Below are 21,476 nucleotides of genomic sequence, written 5' to 3'. Positions count from 1 at the left end.
GCCCCCGGAGCCTACCTCCTGAACGACGCAGTTCCGGTAGAAGCTGTTCTCCCTGGGCCCGGGGTGGTCGGCGCCGCCGTGGAGACGCTGGGTCTTGCGCCCGGGTGTGCTCGGCAGGTATCACTAGAACAAGTTTCACTCCATGGCGCTCGGTGAGGCGGGATGATGGACTTCGCGCTCGACGAAACGCAGCAGGACGTCCAGGATCTGGCTGCCGAGGTGCTGCGGCGGGAGTCCGGCGATGGCGATGGAACCGGTTTCGACGAGAGCGCGTGGAAGGCGCTGGAGGACGCCGGACTGCTGTCCCTGCCGGTGCCGGAGCAGCTCGGCGGTGCCGGGCTCGGCGTGCTGGAGACCGCGCTCGTGCTCACCGAGGTCGGCCGGGCCGCGGCCGACGTGCCGGCACTGAGCGCGCTCGCCTTCGGCGTCCTGCCGGTCGTCCGGCACGGCACCCCGCAGCAGCAGGAGGCGCTGCTCGGTGCCGGACCGCTCACCGCCGCGCTCAACGAGCCGTCGGCCCCCATGCCCGCCGAGCCGCGGACGACGGTGGACGGGGGGACGGTGACCGGCACCAAGACCGGGGTGCTGGACGTGGACCGCGCCCACCGGCTGCTGGTCTCGGCGAGCACCCCGGACGGTCCGCGCGTCGTGCTGGTCGACCCGGCGGGCCCCGGCGTCACGCTGCACCGGACCCGCGCCTCCTCGGGCGACGAGTGGGCGGTCCGGTTCGACGGTGCCCCCGCCGAGCAGCTCGGCGGACCCGACACCCTGGCCGACCTGCACGCCTGCGCGCTCGCCGGGATCTGCGCGCTCGGGGACGGCGCGGTCGCCGGCGCCCTGGCGCTGACCGCGGAGCACGTGCGCACCCGGCACCAGTTCGGCAAGCCGCTGGCCGCGTTCCAGGCGGTGGCGCAGCAGATCGCCGACGCCTACGTCGCCGCCCGCACCCTGCACCTGGCCACGCTCTCGGCGTGCTGGCGGCTGGGCTCCGGGCTCGACGCGACCGAGGACCTCGACGTCGCCGCGTGGTGGCTGGCCGAGGAGGCCCCGCCGCTGCTGCGCACTTGCCACCACCTGCACGGCGGGCTCGGCCTCGACGTCACCTACCCGCTGCACCGCTACTCGTCGCTGGTCGCCGACCTGGCCCGGCTCGTCGGCGGTGCGCACCACCGCCTGGACGCGCTCGCGGCGCGAGCCTGAGGAGAGGTGCCGATGTTCATCGAACTCACCGCCGAGCAGCGCGCGCTCGAAGCCGAGCTCCGCGAGTACTTCAGCACCCTCGTCACGCCGGAGGAGCGCGCGCAGCTGGCCGTCGACCGGCACTGCCGGGCGCACCGCGACGTGGTGCGCCGGATGGGGCGCGACGGCTGGCTCGGCGTGGGCTGGCCGGTGGAGTACGGCGGGCGCGGGTTCGGCGACGTCGAGCAGCTCATCTTCGCCAACGAGGCCGCCCGCGCCGACGTGCAGCTGCCCGCGGTGACGCTGCAGACGGTGGGGCCGACGCTGCAGGCCCACGGCACCCCGGAGCAGAAGGAGTTCTTCCTGCCCAAGATCCTGGCCGGGGAGGTCCACTTCGCGATCGGCTACACCGAACCCGACGCGGGCACCGACCTGGCCTCGCTGCGCACCACGGCCGTGCGCGACGGCGACGAGTTCGTGGTCAACGGACAGAAGGTCTTCACCACCGGGGCGCACGACGCGGACTACATCTGGCTGGCCTGCCGGACCAACCCGGACGCCCCCAAGCACAAGGGCATCTCGATCCTCATCGTCGACACCCGCGATCCCGGCTTCTCGTGGACGCCGATCATCACCTGCGAGGGCGCGCACCACGTCAACGCCACCTACTACCAGGACGTGCGGGTGCCCGCGTCGATGCTGGTGGGCGAGCTGGACCGCGGGTGGCGGCTGATCACCACGCAGCTCAACCACGAGCGGGTCATGCTCGGCCCGGCCGGGCGCATCGCGGGTCTGCGCGAACGGGTGCGCGCCTGGGCCGCCACCCGGACCACCCCGGACGGCACGCCGCTGCTCGACCTGCCCGACGTGCGCCGCGCGCTGGCCCGGGCGCGGGCCGACGAGCGGGTCAACGAGCTGCTGAACTGGCAGGTCGCCGCCGCCGCGTCCCAGGGGCCGGTGGAGATCGCGGACGCGTCGGCCACCAAGGTGTTCTCCTCGGAGCGCATCCAGCACCTGGGACGGCTGCTGGCCGAGGTGGTCGGGCGGCACGGCGATCCGTCCGATCCGGACACCGCGGAGCTGTTGTCCTGGTTGGACACCCACTACAAGCGGAACCTGGTGCTGACCTTCGGTGGCGGGGTCAACGAGGTGCAACGCGAACTGATCGCCACCGCCGGGCTCGACCTGCCCCGAGTTCCTCGCTGAGCCGGAGGGAACATGACCAGCTCGATCACCGAAGCGGCCCACCGGATCCAGGAGCGGGGGCCCAGCGCGCCCCGTGCCGCGCGCGACCCGGTCAACCTGCCGATGATCAACAACTGGGTGGAGGCCCTCGGCGACCGCAACCCGGTCTACACCTCCGAGTCCGCCGCGGCCGAGTCCGTCCACGGTGGACTCGTGGCCCCGCCGGCGATGGTGCAGGTGTGGACGATGGGCGGTCTGGACCCGCAGCGCGACCCGGACGACCCGCTGCACGCGATGATGGCCGAGCTCGACGAGGCCGGGTACACCTCCGTGGTGGCGACCAACTGCGAGCAGACCTACCACCGGTACCTGCGCCACGGCGAGCACCTCACCGTGACGACCCGGCTGGACAGCGTGGTGGGGCCGAAGACCACCTCGCTCGGCGAGGGCTGGTTCGTCACCACCCGCAACACCTGGTTCGTCGGGGACGAGCCGGTGGCCGAGATGCTGTTCCGGGTGCTGAAGTTCCGCCCTGCGGAGCAGCAGCCGGAGAGGAGCGAGCCCAGGGCGGTGGGGAGCGCGGTGCTCCGGCCCGCCATCGGCCCGGACACGGCCTACTTCTGGGAAGGCACGGCGGCCGGTGAGCTGCGCATCCAGCGCTGCGGCCAGTGCGGGCTGCTGCGCCACCCGCCCGGGCCGATGTGCCCGGAGTGCGGCGCCACCAAGCGCACCCACCTCGTCTCCGAGGGCCGCGGCGAGGTCTACAGCTACGTCGTGCACCACCACCCGCCCGTGCCGGGCAAGGAACTGCCGCTGGTGGTCGCCCTGGTCGAGCTCGACGAGGGAGTGCGCGTGCTGGGCGAACTGCACGGCGTCGCACCGGAGGAGGTCGAGATCGGCCAGCGGGTCGAGGCCGACTTCGTGCGCGTCGACGACGACCTGACACTGCCCGTCTGGCGGCCCGCCGGGGAGGAGCCATGAGCGGTACCCACGTCGGCTGCGCACCACCGCAGGACGCGCTGACCGCCACTGAGGAGGTGGGACTGCCATGACGCTCGCTCGCACGAGGACGCTGGACGAGGTCGCCATCGGTGACGCCCTCCCGGAGGAGCGCATCGAGGTCACCCCGACCTTCGTGATCAGCACCGCCATCGCCACGCGCGACTTCCAGGACGTCCACCACGACCGCGACCTGGCCGTGGCCAAGGGGTCGAAGGACATCTTCGTCAACATCCTCACCACCACCGGCCTGGTGCAGCGCTACGTGACCGACTGGGCGGGCCCGGAGGCGCTGGTGCGCGGCGTGGCGATCAAGCTCGGCGTGCCTTGCTACGCCCACGAGGTGCTGACCCTGCACGGCCAGGTGCTGGAGCGCGACGGCTCGGTGCTGGTCGTGGAGGTGCTGGGACGCAACAGCCTGGGCACGCACGTCAGCGGCACGGTCCGGGTCGAACTGCCGGAGGTGGCGGGATGAACGGGTTCTCCGGGAGCGCGGCGATCGTGGGCATCGGGGCCACGGAGTTCTCCAAGGACTCCGGGCGCAGCGAGCTCCAGCTGGCCGCCGAGTCGGTGCGCGCCGCGCTCGCTGACGCCGGTCTCGAACCGTCCGATGTGGATGGGCTGGTCACCTTCACCATGGACACCAACACCGAGGTCGCGGTGGCGCGGGAGCTGGGCATCCCGGAGCTCAGCTTCTTCAGCCGCATCCACTACGGGGGCGGGGCGGCGTGCGCGACGGTGCAGCAGGCCGCGATGGCCGTCGCGACCGGCATGGCCGAGGTGGTGGTCTGCTACCGCGCGTTCAACGAGCGCTCCGGGAACCGCTTCGGCCGGGTGCAGACCGCGCTCACCGGTGCACCGACCTCGACGGGGCTGGACAACAGCTGGTCCTACCCGATGGGCGTGGCCACGCCCGGAGCGCAGGTCGCGATGTTCGCCCGGCGCTACATGCACGCCTACGGCGCGACGAGCGAGGACTTCGGCCGGGTCGCGGTGGCCGACCGCAAGCACGCCGCGGCCAACCCGAACGCCTGGTTCTACCAGCGGCCGATCACGCTGGCCGACCACCAGGCGTCGCGCTGGATCACCGAGCCGCTGCGGCTGCTGGACTGTTGCCAGGAGAGCGACGGCGGGGTCGCGGTCGTGGTGACCAGCGCGGAGCGGGCCCGCGACCTGCCGCACCCGCCGGCCGTGGTGGCCGCGGCGGCGCAGGGCAGCGGGCCGGACCAGTTCACCATGACCAGCTACTACCGCGACGACCTGACGTCGCTGCCGGAACTGGGCGTGGTCGCCCGGCAGCTGTGGCAGCAGTCCGGGATCGGGCCGCAGGACGTGCAGGTCGGCATCCTCTACGACCACTTCACCCCGTTCGTCCTGGTGCAGTTGGAGGAGATGGGGTTCTGCGGGCGCGGCGAGGCCAAGGACTTCATCGCCGACGGCGCGATCGAGCTCGGCGGTCGGCTGCCGCTGAACACCCACGGCGGCCAACTGGGCGAGGCCTACATCCACGGCATGAACGGCATCGCGGAAGCGGTCCGCCAGGTCCGGGGCACGGCGGTCAACCAGGTCGCCGACGTCGACCACGTGCTCGTCACCGCAGGCACCGGGGTCCCCACCAGCGGTCTGGTGCTGTCCGCGGCGTGACCCGGCCGGAGCTTCGGGCCGGTGGTGGGTGGTCTGGGTGTCTGCGGGTCCCTCGGTGACGGCGCCCGTCCGGCGGTCCGTGCGCCGGCGCGCGTGAGGCGGAGCGCGGGCTGGGCAGCGGACCCCGGTGCGGTGGTGCTCAGCAGCTCTGGCCGCACTTGATGCAGACCAAGCCGCCGCCCTGCTTGGGGATCGGGGCGTGGGCCCCGCCTTGCGGGCATTCGTCCATGCGCGGGAGGTTCGTGCAGCCGCGGGGCGGTGTGGTCCGGCTCCCGGATCGCGCGCGGTCGGCTTGGAGTGCGCCGCTGACACCCATGGGTTCGCTCCTGATCATCGTGCTCTCAGGACTTCAAGTCGGCTGAGATCGCCTCGAAGAAAAGGTCCACATGGTCGGCCCTCTGGGCGAATTCTCGGCGGAGCAGCAGCCCCCGATCGGCCGAGACGGGATCCACCCCACCCGGCGGGCTCACCGCTCGGGTGCCGCCACGGCCCGGCACGCACCGCGCGGGCGATCGCGAGCGCGCCCGTGACCTGCGACGACGAATCCGGCGACGCGCCACTCCCACCGAAGAGCGACTCCGGACCGGTGACACCCGTTCGACGCCCCGGAGCAACCGACACCGTCGGGCGACACAGGCGGAGCGGCCGGACCGGCGAGCGCGCGTTCCGGGCGTGGGCCGATCCCCATCGGGTGATTCTGCCGGAGTGAAGGGCCCCTTTCGCCGATCCAGCCGGCGAAGGGTGCCCTTCACCCACCAGTCGACCGGGTCATTCGTAGGTGATGCGGAGCTTGTCGGTGAGGGGGAGGGACTGGCAGGCCAGGATGATCCCCTCGTCGAGGTCCTCCTGCTCGAGCACCTCGTTCTGCAGCATCCGCACCTCGCCGGTCTCCAGGCGGCAGGCGCAAGCGCTGCACGCGCCTTCGCGGCAGGAGAACGGGGCCGCCACGCCGTTCTCCAGCAGCAGGTCGAGCAGGCGCTTCTCGCGCGGCCAGCGCAGTTCGTGGTGCTCGCCGTCGAGCTCGACCTCGACCGTCGCGTCCGCGGACCCCGCTGGGGGTTCCGGGCAGTCCGCGGCGTGGTCAGTGCTGTCGGTGGCCGGTCCACCCGGCTCGGGAGCGGTGGCCGTCGTGACCAGGTCCGCGCCTCCGGCGTCGGTCTCGTGGTCCTGCGCGTCCGGGACGAGCTGTCCGGTGCTGGGAGCGTCCTCCCGCTCGGTCCCGGTGCCGCGGTCGGTGCGGGAGGACGTCGTGCCGGGAGGTGCGGTGTCGCGCGGCTCGCGCGTCTTCGGCCGGAAGGGGTTGCGGCGGAGGGAGACGAACCGCTCGACGTGCGTCCGGGCGCGGGGGACGCCGAGCTCGCGCAGCGCGGCTTCGGCGACGTCCATGAAGCCGCTCGGCCCGCACACGAAGCACTCGCGGTCGGCGAACGGCCGGACCAGCTCGCGCAACGTCGCCGTCGTCGGCAGACCCTGCACCGACTCCAGCCAGTGCACGACCAGCAACCGGTCGGGGTGCCGGGCCACCATCTCGCGGAGTTCGTCGGCGAAGATGACCGACTCCTCGCGCTGGTTGGCGTACACCAGCGCGATGCGCCCGGTGCCGGCCGCCAGCACGGACTTCGCGATGGACATCACCGGGGTGATGCCGCTGCCCGCCGCGAGCAGCACGGCGTCCTCGTCCAGCGACCGCGGGACGAACCCCCCGGACGGCGGCATGACGTCCACTTCGGACCCCGGTACGACGTTGTCGCACAACCAGTTCGACCCGTACCCAGCGCGCTTCACCGTCACCTGGAGCGTGTCGTCCACGTGCGGGGAGCTCGACAGCGAGTAGCTGCGCGCCACCGATCCGGTGCGGTCGCTGGGGATCCGCAACGTGAGGAACTGACCGGGTCGGTAGGACCAGCCCGGTGGCGCGTCGAACACCAGCGAGCGGCTGTCGGGCGTCTCGTCGACGACGGCGACGACCCGCAACCGCGCAGGCTCAGGCATCACAGGCTCCTCTGGGTGAACACCGCGACGATCGGCACGTCAACGACGCGGGGGACCGGGGACCGGCTCCGGCTCGTCCCCGGTGAGCCGGCCGTCCTGGGCTGCGGCGGCGATGCTGCGCTGCAGGTCGGGGCAGGACTCCGCGACCTCGCCCGGTGCCAGCGCGGCGAACACCGCGCACTGCCGGGTGCTCTCGGTGCTCCACTGGACGCTGGTGTGCTGCGGGCTGTTCTTCTTCGCCAGCACCGTCGCCGCGCACCGCTCGCACTCGACCGGACGCAGCCCGCCCCGCAGGTAGGCGTCGCGGTCGGCGGCCGTGCTCTCGCGCACGGCCGCCCGCTGGTCCGGCCGGTCGGCGAGGTCGGGTGCCTTGGCCCAGGTCGACATCAGCTCTGCGCCTCCTTGCGCGCCAGGTTCTCCGCGACCTCGCGCTCCCACACCTCGTTGGCCCGCGTGGTGTCCACTTCGAACTCGAAGCGCGCCACCATGTCTTCGGTGACCTGGTCGGCGTCCACGTAGAACTGCTCGTACCAGCGGCGCAGCTGGTACACCGGGCCGTCCTCCTCGCACAGCAGCGGGTTGTCGATCCGGGTCTTGTTCCGCCAGATCTCCACGTCCTGCAGGAAGCCGACGCCGGTGTTCTTGGCGATCTTGGCGGCCAGCCGGTCGGCGTCCTCGTCGGAGAGCCCGGGCAGCTTCTTGACCAGCACGCCCCACTGCAGCACGAAGGAGTCCGCGGTGATCGGGTAGTGGCAGTTGATCAGGATCGTCTCGATGGTGTAGCCCTTGTACTCGTTCCACAGCCGGTCGATCATGTACGACGGCCCGTAGTACGACGCCTCCGAGCGGACCAGGTTGTCCGCACCGGAGTAGCTGCCCGCGCCGATGTCCGGCCGGCCCTTCGTGGTCAGGTACTGGGTGGCGATGTGGCCCTCGAAGACGTTCTTGAAGTACGTCGGGAACGCGTAGTGGATGTAGAAGAAGTGCGCCATGTCGACCACGTTGTCGACGATCTCGCGGCAGTTCGAGCCCTCGATGCGCACCGTGTCCCAGGTCCAGTTGCTCCACTCCCCGGAGTCCACTTCGGGCAGTTCGGGGATGGTGACGTGCTCCGGCGGCGGGTTGCCCTCCGGGTCGTTCCAGACGAACAGCTGCTTGTTGCGCTCCATCGCCAGCCACGCGCGGGTGCGGGCGCGCAGCGGGATCCGCTTGGCGTAGGGGATCCCGGTGCAGCGGCCGTTGCCCGACCAGCGCCAGTCGTGGAACGGGCAGGCGATCGCGTTGCCCTTGACGGTGCCCTGGCTGAGGTCACCGCCCATGTGCCTGCAGTAGGCGTCGAGCACGTTGAGCTCGCCGTCCTCGCCCTGGAACACCACGAGCTTGGTGCCGAAGGCCTCCACCGCGTGCGGCTTGCCGTCCTTGAACGGTTCGGCCAGACCCAGGCAGTGCCAGCCGCGGGCGAACCTCGTGGGTGGCGCGCCGACGTCGATGGTGCGCACTTCGTCGTTGCTCGTCGCGGTCATCTCGTCCCTCCCGCTCGTTCCGCTCCGCTTGCCAGGTGCCGCGCGGCCAGGTACCCGAACGCCATCGCCGGCCCGAGCGTCGCACCCGGCCCCGCGTAGGTGTGGCCCATCACGGCGGCACTGGTGTTGCCCGCCGCGTAGAGGCCCTCGATGGGGGTGCCGTCCTCGCGCAGCACGCGCGCGTGCGTGTCGGTGCGCAGACCGCCCTTGGTGCCGAGGTCGCCTGGCACGATCTTCACCGCGTAGAACGGCGCGACCTCCAGGGCGGCCAGGCTCGGGTTGGGCTTGTTGCGCGGATCGCCGTAGTAGTGGTCGTACGCGCTCTCGCCCCGGTGGAAGTCGGCGTCGACGCCGCTGCGCGCGAACCCGTTGAACCGCTCGACGGTCGTGCGCAGCGCGGCGGCCGGCACCTCGATGCGTTCGGCGAGCTCCTCGAGGGTGGCGGCGCGGTGGATGGCGCCGTGCTCGTACCAGCGCCCCGGGAACGGCTGCCGCGGACCGAGCCCGGCGAACATGTACCGGTTGCGGTAGCGCTGGTCGGCGATCAACCAGGTCGGCACGTTGCGCGCGGGCCCGTCACCGGGGCCGTACATCGCGTGCACCGCGTCGACGTAGGGTGCGGCCTCGTTGACGAACCGCTCGCCCTCGCCGTTGACCATGATGCAGCCGGGCAAGGTGCGTTCGGCCAGGCAGAACCACGGTCCGCCGGGCAGTGGGATGGACGGTCCCCACCAGGCGTCGTCCATCAGCTCCAGGGCGGCGCCGAGGCGCCGCGCGGCGAGGATGGCGTCCCCGGTGTTGGCCTTGGCGCCCACGGTCCAGTCGGTGCCGATGGGATCGCGCTGGTGCTGCTTGCGCATCGCCTCGTTGTGCTCGAAACCGCCTGCGGCGAGCACGATCCCGCGCCGGGCGTGCAGCGTGCGCGGCCGCCCGTCCTGCTCGACGACGACACCGGTGACCCGCCCGTCCTCGTGCTGCAGGTCGACCAGCGGGGTGTTCAGCCACACCGGGACGCCGGCGTCGCGCAGCCCGGCCCGCAACCCGGCGGCCAGCGCCTGGCCCCGGCCGAGCAGCGGTTGCCGCCGGAGTCGGGCGAGCATCCAGCGCAACCCGACGCGCACCGCGCGGAGCGGGCCGCGGGGGTGGCGGGCGAGCAGGTTCAGCCAGCGGAAGTCCGCCTGGGTGACCACCATGCCCGCCGGGGCCTTGCCGTAGTCGGGCTCGAGGTCGGCGAGCAGGTCGCCGAGCACGCGGCCGTCCAGCGGGGCCGGTTCGATGGAGCGCCCACCGGCCCGTCCGCCGGGAGCTTCCGGGTAGTAGTCGGAGTAGCCGGGCACCCAGCGCATGCGCAGCGGGGTGCGCGGGAGCAGTTCGGCGAGCATCCGCGGTCCGGCGTCGAGGAACGCCTCCTGCCGCTCGGGACTGACGTCGTCGCCGACGATGTGGGCCAGGTAGTCGCGGGCGGCCTCCGGGGTGTCGGGGATGCCGGCCGCGGCCAGGACGTGGTTGTTCGGGATCCAGACACCGCCGCCGGACCGGGCCGTGGAGCCGCCGAACTTGGCGGCCTTCTCGACGACCACGGTGTCGAGCCCGTGCAACGCTGCCGTCAGCGCCGCCGCCATGCCGGCGGCTCCGCTGCCGACCACCACGACGTCGAACCTGTCTGCGGCCATCGCACCTCCTCGCGACCGAACTCGCGATCCATACTGAAACATGTTATAGATTTCTTCGCCAGTGGCGCTATGGTGTAGCGAGAAATCAAGCAGTTGTCCGGCGAAGCCGATCGGGAGAACCTGTTTCAGAGACGTGAGGTCGTGATGGTCCAGCGCAGCACGTTGCACGCCGATGTGGTGGTCATCGGCTTCGGCGCGGCCGGGGCCTGCGCGGCGTTGGAGGCGGCGAGCACCGGGGCCCGGGTGGTGGTGCTCGACCGGTTCGCCGGCGGTGGGGCGACTGCGCTGTCCGGCGGTGTCGTCTACGCCGGGGGCGGCACGGACGTGCAGCGCGCCGCCGGGGTCTCCGACACGCCCGAGGCGATGTTCGCCTACCTGCGGCAGGAGGTGGGGGACGCGGTCTCGGAGCGCACGTTGCGCCGGTTCTGCGAGGGCAGTGCCGAGATGGTCCGCTGGCTGGCCCAGCACGGCGTGCCCTTCGAAGGCAGCCTGTGCCCGTACAAGACGTCGTACCCGAGCAACCGGCACTACCTCTACTACTCGGGCAGCGAAGCCGCCGGCGGCTTCCGCGACGCCGCACCCCCGGCGCCGCGCGGTCACCGCGCCAAGGGGCGGGGCACGTCGGGGAAGGTGCTGCACGCCGCGCTCGCCGCGGCGGTGCGGCGGGCCGGCGTGCGGGTGCTGACCCAGACGCGGGCGCGGGAGCTCGTCGTCGACGCCGACGGCCGGGTGTGCGCCGTGGACTGCGAACGGCTCACCGGTCCCGCTGCCCGTGCGCACCGGGTGATCGGCGAGGTGGCGGCCAAACCGGGCCTGTACGTGCCGAAGCTGGCCCGGGTCCTGCACCGGCAGGTGGAACGCCTCGAACGCCGCGCGGAACCACTGCGCGTCCACGCCGACCGCGCGGTGGTCATCGCCGCCGGGGGGTTCATCGCCAACCGGCAGATGCTCCGGGAGCACGCACCGGCCTACCGCGGCGGGCTGCCGCTGGGCACCCAGGGCGACGACGGCAGCGGCATCCGGCTGGGGCAGGCCGTCGGCGGTGCGACGGCGAAGCTGGACCGGGTGTCGGCGTGGCGGTTCATCACCCCGCCCAGCGCGCTGCTGTCCGGACTGGTGGTGGGACCCAGCGGGACGCGCATCGGTGACGAGTCCCGCTACGGAGCGGCGCTCGGCCAGGAGGTCGTGGAGGAGCACGGCCGGCGCGCCTGGCTGCTCATCGACCAGCGGGTGCGCCGCGCCGCCCGGAGCCAGCTCCGCAGCCAGACCGTGTGGTTCCAGCGGTTGCAGGCGGAGTACCTGCTCGCCACCGCGGCCACCGGGGACACGCTCGAGGCCGTGGCGGGGAAGGCGGGCATCGACCCGCGCGCGCTCGCGGACGCGGTGGAGCGGCACAACCGGGCGGCGCGGTCCGGCGAGCCCGACCCGGCGGGCAAGCCCGCGGAGTTCGTGCAGGTCCTGGACCAGCCGCCGTACGCGCTGCTGGACCTGTCGGTGCGCCCCACCGTGGCCTACCCGTGCCCGATGCTCACCCTCGGCGGGCTGCGGGTCGACGAGGACACCGGGCAGGTGCTCGACGTGCGCGGCGATCCGGTGCCGGGCCTGTTCGCGGCCGGGCGCTCGGCGGTGGGGATCTGCTCGAACTCCTACGTCAGCGGGCTCTCGCTGGCCGACTGCGTCTTCTCCGGCCGCCGCGCCGGACTCCACTCGGTGAAGGAGCTGACCGATGCTGACCGTTGAGGCACGCGCCGAGCTCGCCCAGCGGCTCTGGGACGCCGAGGTCGACCGCGCCCCGATCCCGCCGCTGGTGGAGACCCACCCGCAGCTCGACGCCGCGGACGCCTACCAGATCCAGCTGATCAACGTGCAGCGCCGCGACGAACCCGTGGTGGGGCACAAGGTCGGCCTGACCTCCCCGGTCATGCAGCAGATGATGGGCGTCGACGAGCCCGACTACGGCCACCTGCTGGCGAGCATGCGGCTGTCCGAGGACGTACCGGTGCCCGTCAGCCGCTACTGCGTGCCGCGCGTGGAGGTGGAGGTCGGGTTCCTGCTCGGGGCGGACCTGCCGACCGGGTGCACCGAGGCCGACGTGCTGGCCGGCACCGAGGCGCTGGTGCCGGCGATCGAGCTCATCGACAGCCGGATCGTCGACTGGCGGATCAGCCTGGTCGACACCATCGCCGACAACGCCTCGTCCGCGGGGTTCGTGCTCGGCTCCGCGCGCATCGACCCCGGCGACGTCGACCTCCGCGCGATCGACGCGACCCTGCTGCGCAACGGGGAACCGGTGGAGCGCGGCCGGTCCGACGCGGTGCTGGGCAACCCGGCGACGGCGGTCGCCTGGCTGGCCCGCACGGTCGCCGCCTACGGGGTCCAGCTCCGCGCGGGCAACGTGGTGCTCCCCGGCTCCTGCACCAGGGCGGTCGACGTCGCCCCGGGCGAGCAGTTCCGGGCCGACTTCCAGTGCGCCGGGGCCGACCTCGGCTCGGTGTCCCTGGAGTTCCGGTCATGAGCGGGGACGTCTCGGGAAGGAGGTGGGACGACCCCCGTCGACTCCAGTCCTGCCCAACCGCACCTCAGGGGACGTGACGTGAACCAGACACCAGGAACCGCGGAACGCGAGAGGGAAACGGGCCACCGGGGCGGCACCGCGACGGCGGCGATCGTCGGGTCCGGCAACATCGGGACGGACCTGCTGCACAAGCTGGTCCGCTCCCCGCACATCGAACCGAGGTGGATGGTCGGCATCGACCCGGACAGCGCCGGGCTGCGGCGGGCCGCGGACCTGGGCGTGACGGTCAGCGCCGAGGGTGTTGACTGGTTGCTGGACAACCACCGGCCCGACCTGGTCTTCGAGGCCACCTCGGCCGGGGTGCACCGGGCCAACGCGCCCCGCTACGCCGAAGCCGGCATCCGCGCCATCGACCTCACCCCGGCGGCGGTCGGGCCGTACGTGGTGCCGCCGGTGAACCTGGACCAGAACCTCGACGCGCCGAACCTCAACCTGATCACCTGTGGTGGCCAGGCCACCATCCCGGTGGTGCACGCGGTCTCGCGGGTGGTGCCGGTCGAGTACGCCGAGATCGTGGCCTCGGTGGCCTCGGTGTCGGCGGGCCCCGGAACCCGCGCCAACATCGACGAGTTCACCCGCACGACCAGCACCGGGATCGAGGTGCTCGGCGGGGCGCGGCGCGGGAAGGCGATCATCGTGCTCAACCCGGCCGACCCGCCGGTGATCATGCGCGACACCATCTTCTGCGCGATCCCCGACGACGCCGACACCGACGCGATCGCCGCCTCCGTCGAGCGGATGGCCGCCGAGATCGCCGAGTACGTGCCCGGCTACCGGCTGCTCGCCGAGCCCCAGTTCGACCCGCCGTCGGCCGCCACCGGCGGCACGGCGCGGGTGGCGATCTTCGTCGAGGTCGAGGGCGCGGGCGACTTCCTGCCGCCGTACTCGGGGAACCTCGACATCATGACCGCCGCCGCGGTGCGGGTGGCCGAACAGCTCGTGCAGAGGGAGGCACTGCGATGACCGGTCTCGCGAAGTCCTATTCGGACACCCTCGACGTGCGCATCACCGACACCTCGCTGCGCGACGGCTCGCACCACAAGCGCCACCAGTTCACCGCCACCGAGGTGCGCGACATCGTCGCCGCGCTGGACGGTGCGGGCGTGCCGGTGATCGAGGTGACCCACGGCGACGGGCTCGGCGGGTCGTCGTTCAACTACGGCTTCTCCCGCACGCCGGAGCAGGAGCTCATCACCATCGCCGCGGAGACCGCGCAGCGGGCCAAGATCGCCGTGCTCATGCTGCCCGGCGTCGGCGTCAAGGACGACATCGTGGTGGCCCGGGACAACGGCGCCGCGGTGTGCCGGATCGCCACCCACTGCACCGAGGCCGACGTGTCGGTGCAGCACTTCGGCCTGGCGCGGGACCTCGGCCTGGAGACCGTCGGGTTCCTCATGATGGCGCACTCGCAGCCGCCGGAGGTGCTGGCCGCGCAGGCGCGGATCATGGTCGACGCCGGCTGCCAGTGCGTCTACGTGGTCGACTCGGCCGGCGCGCTGGTGCTGGAACAGGTGTCCGAGCGGGTCGCCGCGCTGGTCGCGGAGGTCGGCGACGAGGCGCAGGTCGGGTTCCACGGACACGAGAACCTCGGTGTCGCGGTGGCCAACTCGGTGGCGGCGGCGCGTGCCGGGGCGGTGCAGATCGACGGCAGCGCACGGCGTTTCGGCGCCGGCGCGGGCAACACGCCGGTGGAGGCGTTCGTGGGGGTGTGCGACAAGCTCGGCATCCGCACCGGCGTGGACTTCTTCGCCATCACCGACGCCGCCGAGGACGTGGTGCGCCCGGCCATGCCGGAGGAGTGCCTGCTGGACCGCTCGGCGCTGGTGATGGGCTACGCCGGGGTGTACTCCAGCTTCCTCAAGCACGCCGCGCGCCAAGCGGAGCGCTACGGCGTCAGCGAAGCCCAGCTGCTGGTCAAGGCGGGGGAGCGCAAGCTGGTCGGCGGTCAGGAGGACCAGCTCATCGACATCGCCCTGGAACTGCGGCGGAGTTCGTGACGAGATCCCGGGAGCGGGCCCCGAGCCCGTCGACAACGAACGAGAACATGTTCTAGCCTGTGTGGGAACGGGAGCGCCGATGAAGGACAGTCGAGCAGTCGTGGAGCGGGTGCGGGGACTGCTGCCGGACCTGCGGGAGCGGGCGCAGCGAGCCGAGGAACTGCGCCGGATCCCGGACGAGACCATCGCGGACCTGCAGGAGACCGGGTTCTTCTCGCTGCTGCAACCGGAACGCTACGGCGGGTACGAGGCCGACCCGGTGGAGTTCTACACCGCGGTCAAGCTCCTCGGCAGCGCCTGCGGATCGACCGGGTGGGTGGCCTCCATCCTCGGCGTGCACCCGTGGCACCTGGCGCTCTTCCCGCAGCAGGCCCAGGACGAGGTGTGGGGCGAGGACCCGAACACCCGGATCTCCTCCTCCTACGCGCCGATGGGCAAGGCGAAGCTGGTCGACGGCGGCTACCTGCTCAACGGGCGCTGGAGCTTCTCCTCCGGCTGCGACCACGCCACGTGGGCGTTCGTCGGCGGCCCGGTGGAGGACGCCGAGGGCAAGCCGGTGGACTTCTGCACCTACCTGCTGCCGCTCGGTGACTACCGGATCGAGGACGTGTGGGACACCGTGGGCCTGCGCGGCACGGGCAGCAACGACCTCGTGGTGGAGAACGCGTTCGTCCCGCGGCACCGCGCGCTGAGCTTCCTCGCGATGTCGAAGAACCGGTGCCCGGGCCACGAGGTCAACCCCGCGCCGCTGTACCGCATGCCGTGGGGCACGGTGCACCCGTCGACCATCACCGCCCCGATCATCGGCATGGCCCAGGGCGCCTACGACGCGCACGTGGAGCACCAGGTCAAGCGCGTCCGGGCGGCGTTCGCGGGGGAGAAGGTCAAGGAGGACCCGTTCGCCAAGGTCCGCATCGCCGAGGCGGCCAGCGAGATCGACGCGGCGTGGCTGCAGCTGACCCACAACCTCGCCGAGGAGTACGAGCTGGCGAAGGCCGGTGAGGAGATCCCGTTCTCGCTGCGGCTGCGCGCCCGCCGGGACCAGGTGCGCGGCACCGCGCGGGCGATCTCGGCGGTGGACCGGCTCTTCGAGAACTCCGGTGGTCGCGCGCTGTGGACGGGCACGCCCATCCAGCGGTTCTGGCGCGACGCGCACGCCGGGCGCGTGCACGCGGCCAACGACCTGGAACGCGCCTACCTGATGTTCGGTTCTGGAGAGTTCGGCCAACCGGTGAAGGACACGATGGTATGACCACCACTTCCGACAGCACGAGCCGGACCGCGAAGCTGCCGTCCGGGCGGACCCTGCACTACCACGAGGCCGGTGACCCGGAGAAGTCCACTGTGGTCATGCTCCACGGCGGTGGTCCCGGGGCCTCGGCGTGGAGCAACTTCGGCCGGAACATCCCGGTGTTCGCCGAGGACTTCCACACCATCGCGGTTGACCAGCCGGGGTTCGGGCAGTCCGACAAGCCCACCGAGCACGGCCAGTACTTCACGCACAGCGCCTCGGCGCTGCGGGAGCTGTTCGACGAGCTCGGCATCGAGCGGGCGCACCTGCTCGGCAACTCCCTCGGCGGCGGCACCGCGGTCCGCTTCGCGCTCGACCACCCGGACCGCGCGGGCCGGCTGGTCCTGATGGGGCCGGGCGGGCTGAGCCTCAACGTGTTCGCGCCCGACCCGACCGAGGGCGTGCGCAAGCTCAGCGCCTTCGCGGCACCGCCCGGGCCGAGCAAGGAGAAGCTCGCCGACTTCCTGCGGACCATGGTGCACGACCAGTCGCTGATCACCGAGGAGCTGGTCGAGGAGCGCTACGCCGCCGCGGCCACCCCGGAGTCGCTGGCCGCCATGCGCGCCATGGGCAAGTCGTTCATGCAGCCGGACACCTACGAGGAAGGCCTGCTGTGGCGCGAGGTGCACCGGCTCCGGCAGCGCGTGCTGCTGGTCTGGGGGCGGGAGGACCGGGTGAACCCGTTGGACGGCGCACTGGTCGCGCTCAAGCTGATCCCGCGCGCGCAGCTGCACGTGTTCGGCCGGTGCGGGCACTGGGCCCAGCTGGAGAAGTTCGACGAGTTCAACCGGATCGCCAAGGACTTCCTGCTCGACTGAGGTCCTGGCACGTGGGAGGAGGCCCGCCGTGGGCATTCGTTCGCTCGGCTACCTGCGCATCGAAGCCACCGACGTCGAGGCGTGGCGGGTGTTCGGGTTGAAAGTGCTCGGCATGGTCGAGGGCAGCGGCCCGGACCCGGACGCGCTCTACCTGCGGATGGACGAGTTCCCCGCCCGGCTGGTGATCCTGCCGGGCGAGCAGGACCGGCTGGGGTCCTCCGGGTGGGAGGTCGCCAACGAGGAGGAGCTGGACGAGGTCAGGGGACGGCTCGAGGCCGCCGGTGTCGGCTACAAGGAGGGCACGGCCGAGGAGCTGGCGGACCGGCGGGTGAACGGGCTCATCACGTTCGAGGACCCCTCCGGCAACGGGCTGGAGGTCTTCCACGGGATGGCGCTGCAGCACCGCCGCGTGGTCAGCCCCTACGGGCACCGGTTCGTCACCGAGGAGCAGGGGCTCGGGCACGTGGTGCTGTCCACCCACGACGACGCCGCCGCGCTGCACTTCTACCGGGACGTGCTGGGCTTCCGGCTGCGCGACTCGATGCGGCTGGCCCCGGAGCTGGTCGGTCGCCCGGCCGACGGCGAGCCGGCCTGGCTGCGGTTCTTCGGCTGCAACCCGCGCCACCACAGCCTGGCGTTCCTGCCGATGCCCACGCCCAGCGGGATCGTGCACCTGATGGTCGAGGTGGCCGACGTCGACGACGTGGGCCTGACCCTGGACCGGGCGATGCGCCGGAAGGTGCCGCTGTCGGCGACGCTCGGGCGCCACGTCAACGACCTGATGCTGTCGTTCTACATGAAGACCCCTGGTGGTTTCGACGTGGAGTTCGGCTGCGAGGGGCGCCAGGTCGACGACGAGGAGTGGATCGCGCGGGAGAGCACCGCGGTCAGCCTGTGGGGCCACGACTTCAGCGTCGGCGCCCGATGAGCGTGGAACAGGTGGCGGTGGACCAGGCCGCGTTCCGGCGGGTGCTCGGGCACTTCGGCACCGGCGTCGTGGTGATCACCGGCTCCGACGGGGCGCAGCCGGTCGGGTTCGCCTGCCAGTCCTTCGCGGCGCTGTCGCTGGACCCGCCGCTAGTGCTGTTCTGCCCGGCGCGCACGTCCCGTTCCTGGCCGGTGCTGGAGCGCTCCGGGTGGTTCTGCGTCAACGTGCTGTCGGAGTCCCAGCAGTCGGTGAGCACGGTCTTCGGCCGCAGCGCGCCGGACAAGTTCGCCGGGGTGCGCTGGCGGCCGGCGCCGTCCGGGGCGCCGGTGCTCGACGGCGTGCTGGCCTGGATCGACTGCAGCGTGGCGGCGGTGCACGGAGCGGGGGACCACTACATCGTCGTCGGCCGCGTGGAGACCCTGGGCGAGACGACCGGGGAACGCCCGCTGCTGTTCTACCGCGGTGCCTACGCGGGGCTCGGCCCGACGTCGCAACCACCGCCGCCGGACCTCGACGCCTTCCTCACCGGCCTGCACCCCGACGACTGGATGTAGCCGGCCGCTGCGGAGCGCCGCCGGTTCCATGATCGAGTAGTTTCTCGGGGCGATGGCGGAAGAGATGTACTCGGTGGAGCAGGTGGCTGCCCTGCTCGGACTGCACGAGCGCACGGTGCGCGGCTACATCCGCGCGGGCCGGCTCCAGGCGGTGCGGATCGGCAAGCAGTACCGGATCGCGCGCGCCGCCCTGGAGGCCTTCACCGGGCGGTCGGAGCCCGTCGGCGGCACCTCGGCGGAGGTGTCGAGCATCGTGCAGGTCGACGGCGTGGACCGGAGCGCGGCCGACCGGCTGAGCGCCCTCGCGCTGGGCGCGGTGGGCGGGGACTGCGGGACGTCCCGCTCGCTGCGCGTGCACACCGTCTACGACGAGGTGCGGACCCGGTTGAAGGTCGTGGTGCTCGGCGCTCCCGGCGAGACCGCGAAGCTGCTGCGTCTGCTCGACTCCGTGCTCGAGGGCGGGCTGCACGAAGCGCGGGCCTGAGCCCGGCGCTCCGGGGGCTGGGGTCCCGGAGCGCCCCGGCGTCAGCGCAGGCGTTCGACGATGGTCGCGGTGGCCAGCGCCCCGCCCGCGCACATGGTGATCAGGGCCGTGGTGGCGTCGCGCCGCTCGAGCTCGTGCAGGGCCGTGGTGATCAGCCGGGCGCCGGTGCTGCCGACGGGGTGGCCGAGGGCGATCGCGCCGCCGTTGACGTTGACCCGGTCCATGTCCGGCTCGTGCACCGACGCCCAGGACAGCACCACCGAGGCGAACGCCTCGTTGACCTCGAACAGGTCGATGTCGCCCAGCTTCATCCCGCTGAGCTCCAGCACCCGCTGCGTGGCCTGCACCGGTCCGTCGAGGTGGTAGTAGGGTTCGCCGCCCACCAGGCACTGCGCGACGATGCGGGCGCGCGGGCGCAGGCCGAGCTCGGCCGCGCGGTCGGCGTCGGCCAGCAGCACGGCCGCCGCGCCGTCGGAGACCTGCGAGGACGTGCCCGCGGTGTGCAGGCCGCCCTCCAGCACGGGCCGCAGCCCGGCGAGCGCCTCCATGCTGGTGTCGCGCAGCCCCTCGTCGCGGGTGACGAGCTCGCCGTCGGGCACCCGCACCGGGACGATCTCGCGGTCGAACCGCCCCTCCCGCCAGGCCTGCTTGGCGCGGTCCTGGGAGCGCAACCCGAAGGCGTCGACGTCCTCGCGGGTCAGCTGGCGGCGGGCGGCGATCCGGTCGGCCGCCAGGAACTGGTTCGGCAGGTCGATGTCCCAGCTGTCCGGTCGCGGCGTGCCGACGTCGGTACCGAGGTTGCTGCGCAGCGGGACCCGGCTCATCGCCTCCACGCCGCAGGAGACGCCGACGCGCACCGCGTCGGCGGCGATGAGCCCGGCGATGAGGTGCGTGGCCTGTTGCGCCGAGCCGCACTGGGCGTCGACGGTGGTGCAGCCGACGTGGTGCGGCAGGCCGGAGTGCAGCCACGCGGTGCGCGTGACGTTGTTGGACTGCTCGCCGGCCTGGGTCACGCAGCCACCGATCACCTGGTCGACCTCGGTGGCGTCGAGGCCGGTGCGGTCGAGCAGGCCGCGCTGCACCACGCCGAGGATCTCGGCCGCGTGCAGGCCGGAGAGCCGGCCGCGGCGCTTGCCGATCGGGGTGCGGACCGCGTCCACGATCACCGGGTTGCCCACCTGGTCCTCCCTTCGCACAGCAGTGTCGATCAAAACTAGAACATGTTCCTTTTGTTCGACAAGGTGTTCGCCGCGCGCGAGCGGATGAATTCGCCTCTTGCTCGATCAGGCGCGAGTTACAGGGGTTTACTGGGCGCGAGGAATGTGCTTCTCTCTAGCATAGAACTCGTTTCAGTTCTTGATCGGATTCTCGCGTAGGAGGTAGCCGTGGTCGCACCGCGCATCCCGGAGGGCTTCGACTTCACCGATCCCGACCTGCTCGCCGAGCGGCTACCGCTGGAGGAGTTCGCCGAACTGCGCAGGACCGCGCCGGTGTGGTGGAACGAGCAGCCCAACCGGTGCGGCGGCTTCGACGACGGCGGGTTCTGGGTGGTGAGCAGACACGCCGACGTCAAGGAGGTCTCACGGCGCTCCGACATCTACTCCACCTGGGAGAACACCGCGATCATCCGGTTCAACGACAGCATGACGCGCGACCAGATCGAGATGCAGCGCTTCATCATGCTCAACATGGACCCGCCGCAGCACACCAAGGTGCGGCAGATCGTGCAGCGCGGGTTCACCCCGCGCGCCATCAACAGCCTCAAGGCGGCGCTGCAGGAGCGGGCCGAGCACATCGTCGCCGAGGCCCGCACCAACGGCACCGGGGACTTCGTCACCGACGTGGCCTGCGAGCTGCCGCTGCAGGCGATCGCGGAACTGCTGGGCCTGCCGCAGGAGCACCGCAAGGAGATCTTCGAGTGGTCGAACCAGATGGTCGGCTACGACGACCCCGAGTACGACATCGAACCCACCGCCGCGGCCGCGGAGATGCTCGGCTACTTCAGCACCATGGCCGAGGAACGGCGCACGTGCCCGATGGACGACATCGTCACCAAGCTCGTCCAGGCCGACATCGACGGCAACGCGTTGACCGCCGACGAGTTCGGCTTCTTCGTGATCCTGCTGGCGGTGGCGGGCAACGAGACCACCCGCAACGCCATCACCCACGGCATGCTCGCCTTCCTGGACCACCCGGACCAGTGGGAGCTGTACAAGCGCGAGCGTCCGAGCACCACCGCCGACGAGATCGTCCGCTGGGCGACCCCGGTGGTGGCGTTCCAGCGCACCGCCCTGGCCGACACCGAGATCAGCGGTGTGCCGATCAAGAAGGGCCAGCGCGTGGGGTTGTTCTACAGCTCGGCGAACTTCGACCCGGAGGTCTTCGACGAGCCGGAGCGCTTCGACATCACCCGCGACCCGAACCCGCACGTCGGTTTCGGCGGCACCGGTGCCCACTACTGCCTCGGCGCGAACCTGGCGCGGCTGGAGATCGACCTCATCTTCAACGCGATCGCCGACCACATGCCGGACATCAAGCGGGTCGGCGAACCCCGCCGCCTCCGCTCCGGCTGGCTCAACGGCATCAAGGAGGTCCAGGTCCAGTACGCCTGACCGACACCCCACACCCCAGCGC

General features: G+C 72.0%; 20 protein-coding genes. 15 read left to right on the top strand and 5 right to left on the bottom strand.

Features of this window, described 5'->3' with window-relative positions:
• The first annotated feature begins 165 nt into the window (after positions 1-165).
• The 5 genes from HNR68_RS20565 (at position 166) to HNR68_RS20545 (ending at position 5,007) form a co-directional block, all read left to right on the top strand.
• Entirely contained in the window at positions 166-1,200 is a 1,035-nt protein-coding gene (locus HNR68_RS20565; protein WP_179725303.1) for an acyl-CoA dehydrogenase family protein, read from the top strand.
• Between the two features lie 12 nt (positions 1,201-1,212).
• Complete coding sequence (locus HNR68_RS20560) at positions 1,213-2,385, top strand: acyl-CoA dehydrogenase family protein (protein WP_179723402.1); 1,173 nt, start codon at positions 1,213-1,215, stop codon at positions 2,383-2,385.
• Positions 2,386-2,397: 12 nt separating this feature from the next.
• On the top strand, positions 2,398-3,345 hold the full coding sequence (locus tag HNR68_RS20555; protein ID WP_179723401.1) for a bifunctional MaoC family dehydratase N-terminal/OB-fold nucleic acid binding domain-containing protein: 948 nt from the start codon (positions 2,398-2,400) through the stop codon (positions 3,343-3,345).
• A gap of 67 nt (positions 3,346-3,412) precedes the next feature.
• Positions 3,413-3,838: a MaoC family dehydratase gene (locus tag HNR68_RS20550; protein ID WP_246330501.1), complete on the top strand. Its 426-nt coding sequence runs from the start codon at positions 3,413-3,415 to the stop codon at positions 3,836-3,838.
• Positions 3,835-5,007 carry a lipid-transfer protein gene (locus HNR68_RS20545; RefSeq protein ID WP_179723400.1) on the top strand — a complete coding sequence of 391 codons (1,173 nt, stop codon included), beginning with the start codon at positions 3,835-3,837 and terminating at the stop codon, positions 5,005-5,007. The genes HNR68_RS20550 and HNR68_RS20545 overlap by 4 nt, the downstream gene beginning before the upstream one ends.
• 768 nt (positions 5,008-5,775) lie before the next feature.
• Here HNR68_RS20545 and HNR68_RS26965 read toward each other — a convergent pair.
• From HNR68_RS26965 to kstD, 4 genes are read right to left on the bottom strand one after another with little or no spacing between them, the layout of a single operon-like run.
• On the bottom strand, positions 5,776-6,999 hold the full coding sequence (locus HNR68_RS26965; RefSeq protein WP_246330500.1) for a ferredoxin--NADP reductase: 1,224 nt from the start codon (positions 6,997-6,999) through the stop codon (positions 5,776-5,778).
• Positions 7,000-7,038: 39 nt separating this feature from the next.
• On the bottom strand, positions 7,039-7,386 hold the full coding sequence (locus HNR68_RS20535; RefSeq protein WP_179723399.1) for a hypothetical protein: 348 nt from the start codon (positions 7,384-7,386) through the stop codon (positions 7,039-7,041).
• Positions 7,386-8,522, bottom strand: a complete 1,137-nt coding sequence (locus HNR68_RS20530) for a 3-ketosteroid-9-alpha-monooxygenase, oxygenase component (protein ID WP_179723398.1) — start codon at positions 8,520-8,522, stop codon at positions 7,386-7,388. Before HNR68_RS20530 ends, HNR68_RS20535 begins: the two co-directional genes overlap by 1 nt.
• Positions 8,519-10,195: a 3-oxosteroid 1-dehydrogenase gene (gene kstD / locus HNR68_RS20525; RefSeq protein WP_179723397.1), complete on the bottom strand. Its 1,677-nt coding sequence runs from the start codon at positions 10,193-10,195 to the stop codon at positions 8,519-8,521. The genes HNR68_RS20530 and kstD overlap by 4 nt, the downstream gene beginning before the upstream one ends.
• A 144-nt stretch (positions 10,196-10,339) precedes the next feature.
• Here kstD and HNR68_RS20520 point away from each other — a divergent pair, with 144 nt between their 5' ends.
• The 9 genes from HNR68_RS20520 to HNR68_RS20480 all read left to right on the top strand — a co-directional run bounded on the left by HNR68_RS20520 (position 10,340) and on the right by HNR68_RS20480 (position 18,842).
• Positions 10,340-11,935: an FAD-binding protein gene (locus tag HNR68_RS20520; RefSeq protein WP_179723396.1), complete on the top strand. Its 1,596-nt coding sequence runs from the start codon at positions 10,340-10,342 to the stop codon at positions 11,933-11,935.
• The gene (locus HNR68_RS20515; RefSeq protein WP_179723395.1) at positions 11,922-12,710 is read left to right on the top strand and encodes a 2-keto-4-pentenoate hydratase; all 789 of its coding nucleotides are present in this window, start codon (positions 11,922-11,924) and stop codon (positions 12,708-12,710) included. Before HNR68_RS20520 ends, HNR68_RS20515 begins: the two co-directional genes overlap by 14 nt.
• Before the next feature lie 150 nt (positions 12,711-12,860).
• On the top strand, positions 12,861-13,733 hold the full coding sequence (locus HNR68_RS20510) for an acetaldehyde dehydrogenase (acetylating) (protein WP_343050477.1): 873 nt from the start codon (positions 12,861-12,863) through the stop codon (positions 13,731-13,733).
• Positions 13,730-14,767, top strand: a complete 1,038-nt coding sequence (gene dmpG / locus HNR68_RS20505; RefSeq protein ID WP_179723393.1) for a 4-hydroxy-2-oxovalerate aldolase — start codon at positions 13,730-13,732, stop codon at positions 14,765-14,767. Before HNR68_RS20510 ends, dmpG begins: the two co-directional genes overlap by 4 nt.
• Before the next feature lie 79 nt (positions 14,768-14,846).
• Positions 14,847-16,019 carry a 3-hydroxy-9,10-secoandrosta-1,3,5(10)-triene-9,17-dione monooxygenase oxygenase subunit gene (gene hsaA / locus HNR68_RS20500; protein WP_179723392.1) on the top strand — a complete coding sequence of 391 codons (1,173 nt, stop codon included), beginning with the start codon at positions 14,847-14,849 and terminating at the stop codon, positions 16,017-16,019.
• Complete coding sequence (gene hsaD / locus HNR68_RS20495) at positions 16,016-16,876, top strand: 4,5:9,10-diseco-3-hydroxy-5,9,17-trioxoandrosta-1(10),2-diene-4-oate hydrolase (protein ID WP_179723391.1); 861 nt, start codon at positions 16,016-16,018, stop codon at positions 16,874-16,876. The genes hsaA and hsaD overlap by 4 nt, the downstream gene beginning before the upstream one ends.
• 28 nt (positions 16,877-16,904) lie before the next feature.
• Positions 16,905-17,804, top strand: coding sequence for an iron-dependent extradiol dioxygenase HsaC (hsaC, locus tag HNR68_RS20490; protein ID WP_179723390.1), 900 nt, complete (start codon positions 16,905-16,907; stop codon positions 17,802-17,804).
• On the top strand, positions 17,801-18,358 hold the full coding sequence (gene hsaB, locus HNR68_RS20485) for a 3-hydroxy-9,10-secoandrosta-1,3,5(10)-triene-9,17-dione monooxygenase reductase subunit (RefSeq protein ID WP_179723389.1): 558 nt from the start codon (positions 17,801-17,803) through the stop codon (positions 18,356-18,358). Before hsaC ends, hsaB begins: the two co-directional genes overlap by 4 nt.
• Before the next feature lie 52 nt (positions 18,359-18,410).
• Positions 18,411-18,842 (top strand): helix-turn-helix domain-containing protein, encoded by a 432-nt coding sequence (locus HNR68_RS20480; RefSeq protein ID WP_246330499.1) that lies wholly within the window; start codon positions 18,411-18,413, stop codon positions 18,840-18,842.
• Positions 18,843-18,883: 41 nt separating this feature from the next.
• Here HNR68_RS20480 and HNR68_RS20475 read toward each other — a convergent pair whose 3' ends face one another.
• Entirely contained in the window at positions 18,884-20,020 is a 1,137-nt protein-coding gene (locus HNR68_RS20475; protein WP_179723388.1) for a steroid 3-ketoacyl-CoA thiolase, read from the bottom strand.
• Positions 20,021-20,227: 207 nt separating this feature from the next.
• Here HNR68_RS20475 and HNR68_RS20470 point away from each other — a divergent pair, with 207 nt between their 5' ends.
• A complete protein-coding gene (locus tag HNR68_RS20470; RefSeq protein WP_179723387.1) occupies positions 20,228-21,454 on the top strand; it encodes a cytochrome P450 in 1,227 nt (408 codons plus the stop codon).
• The last annotated feature ends 22 nt before the right edge of the window (positions 21,455-21,476 follow it).

Source organism: Saccharopolyspora hordei (assembly GCF_013410345.1).
Taxonomy (GTDB): Bacteria; Actinomycetota; Actinomycetes; order Mycobacteriales; family Pseudonocardiaceae; genus Saccharopolyspora; species Saccharopolyspora hordei.
This window is presented reverse-complemented; position numbering and strand designations above follow the sequence as displayed.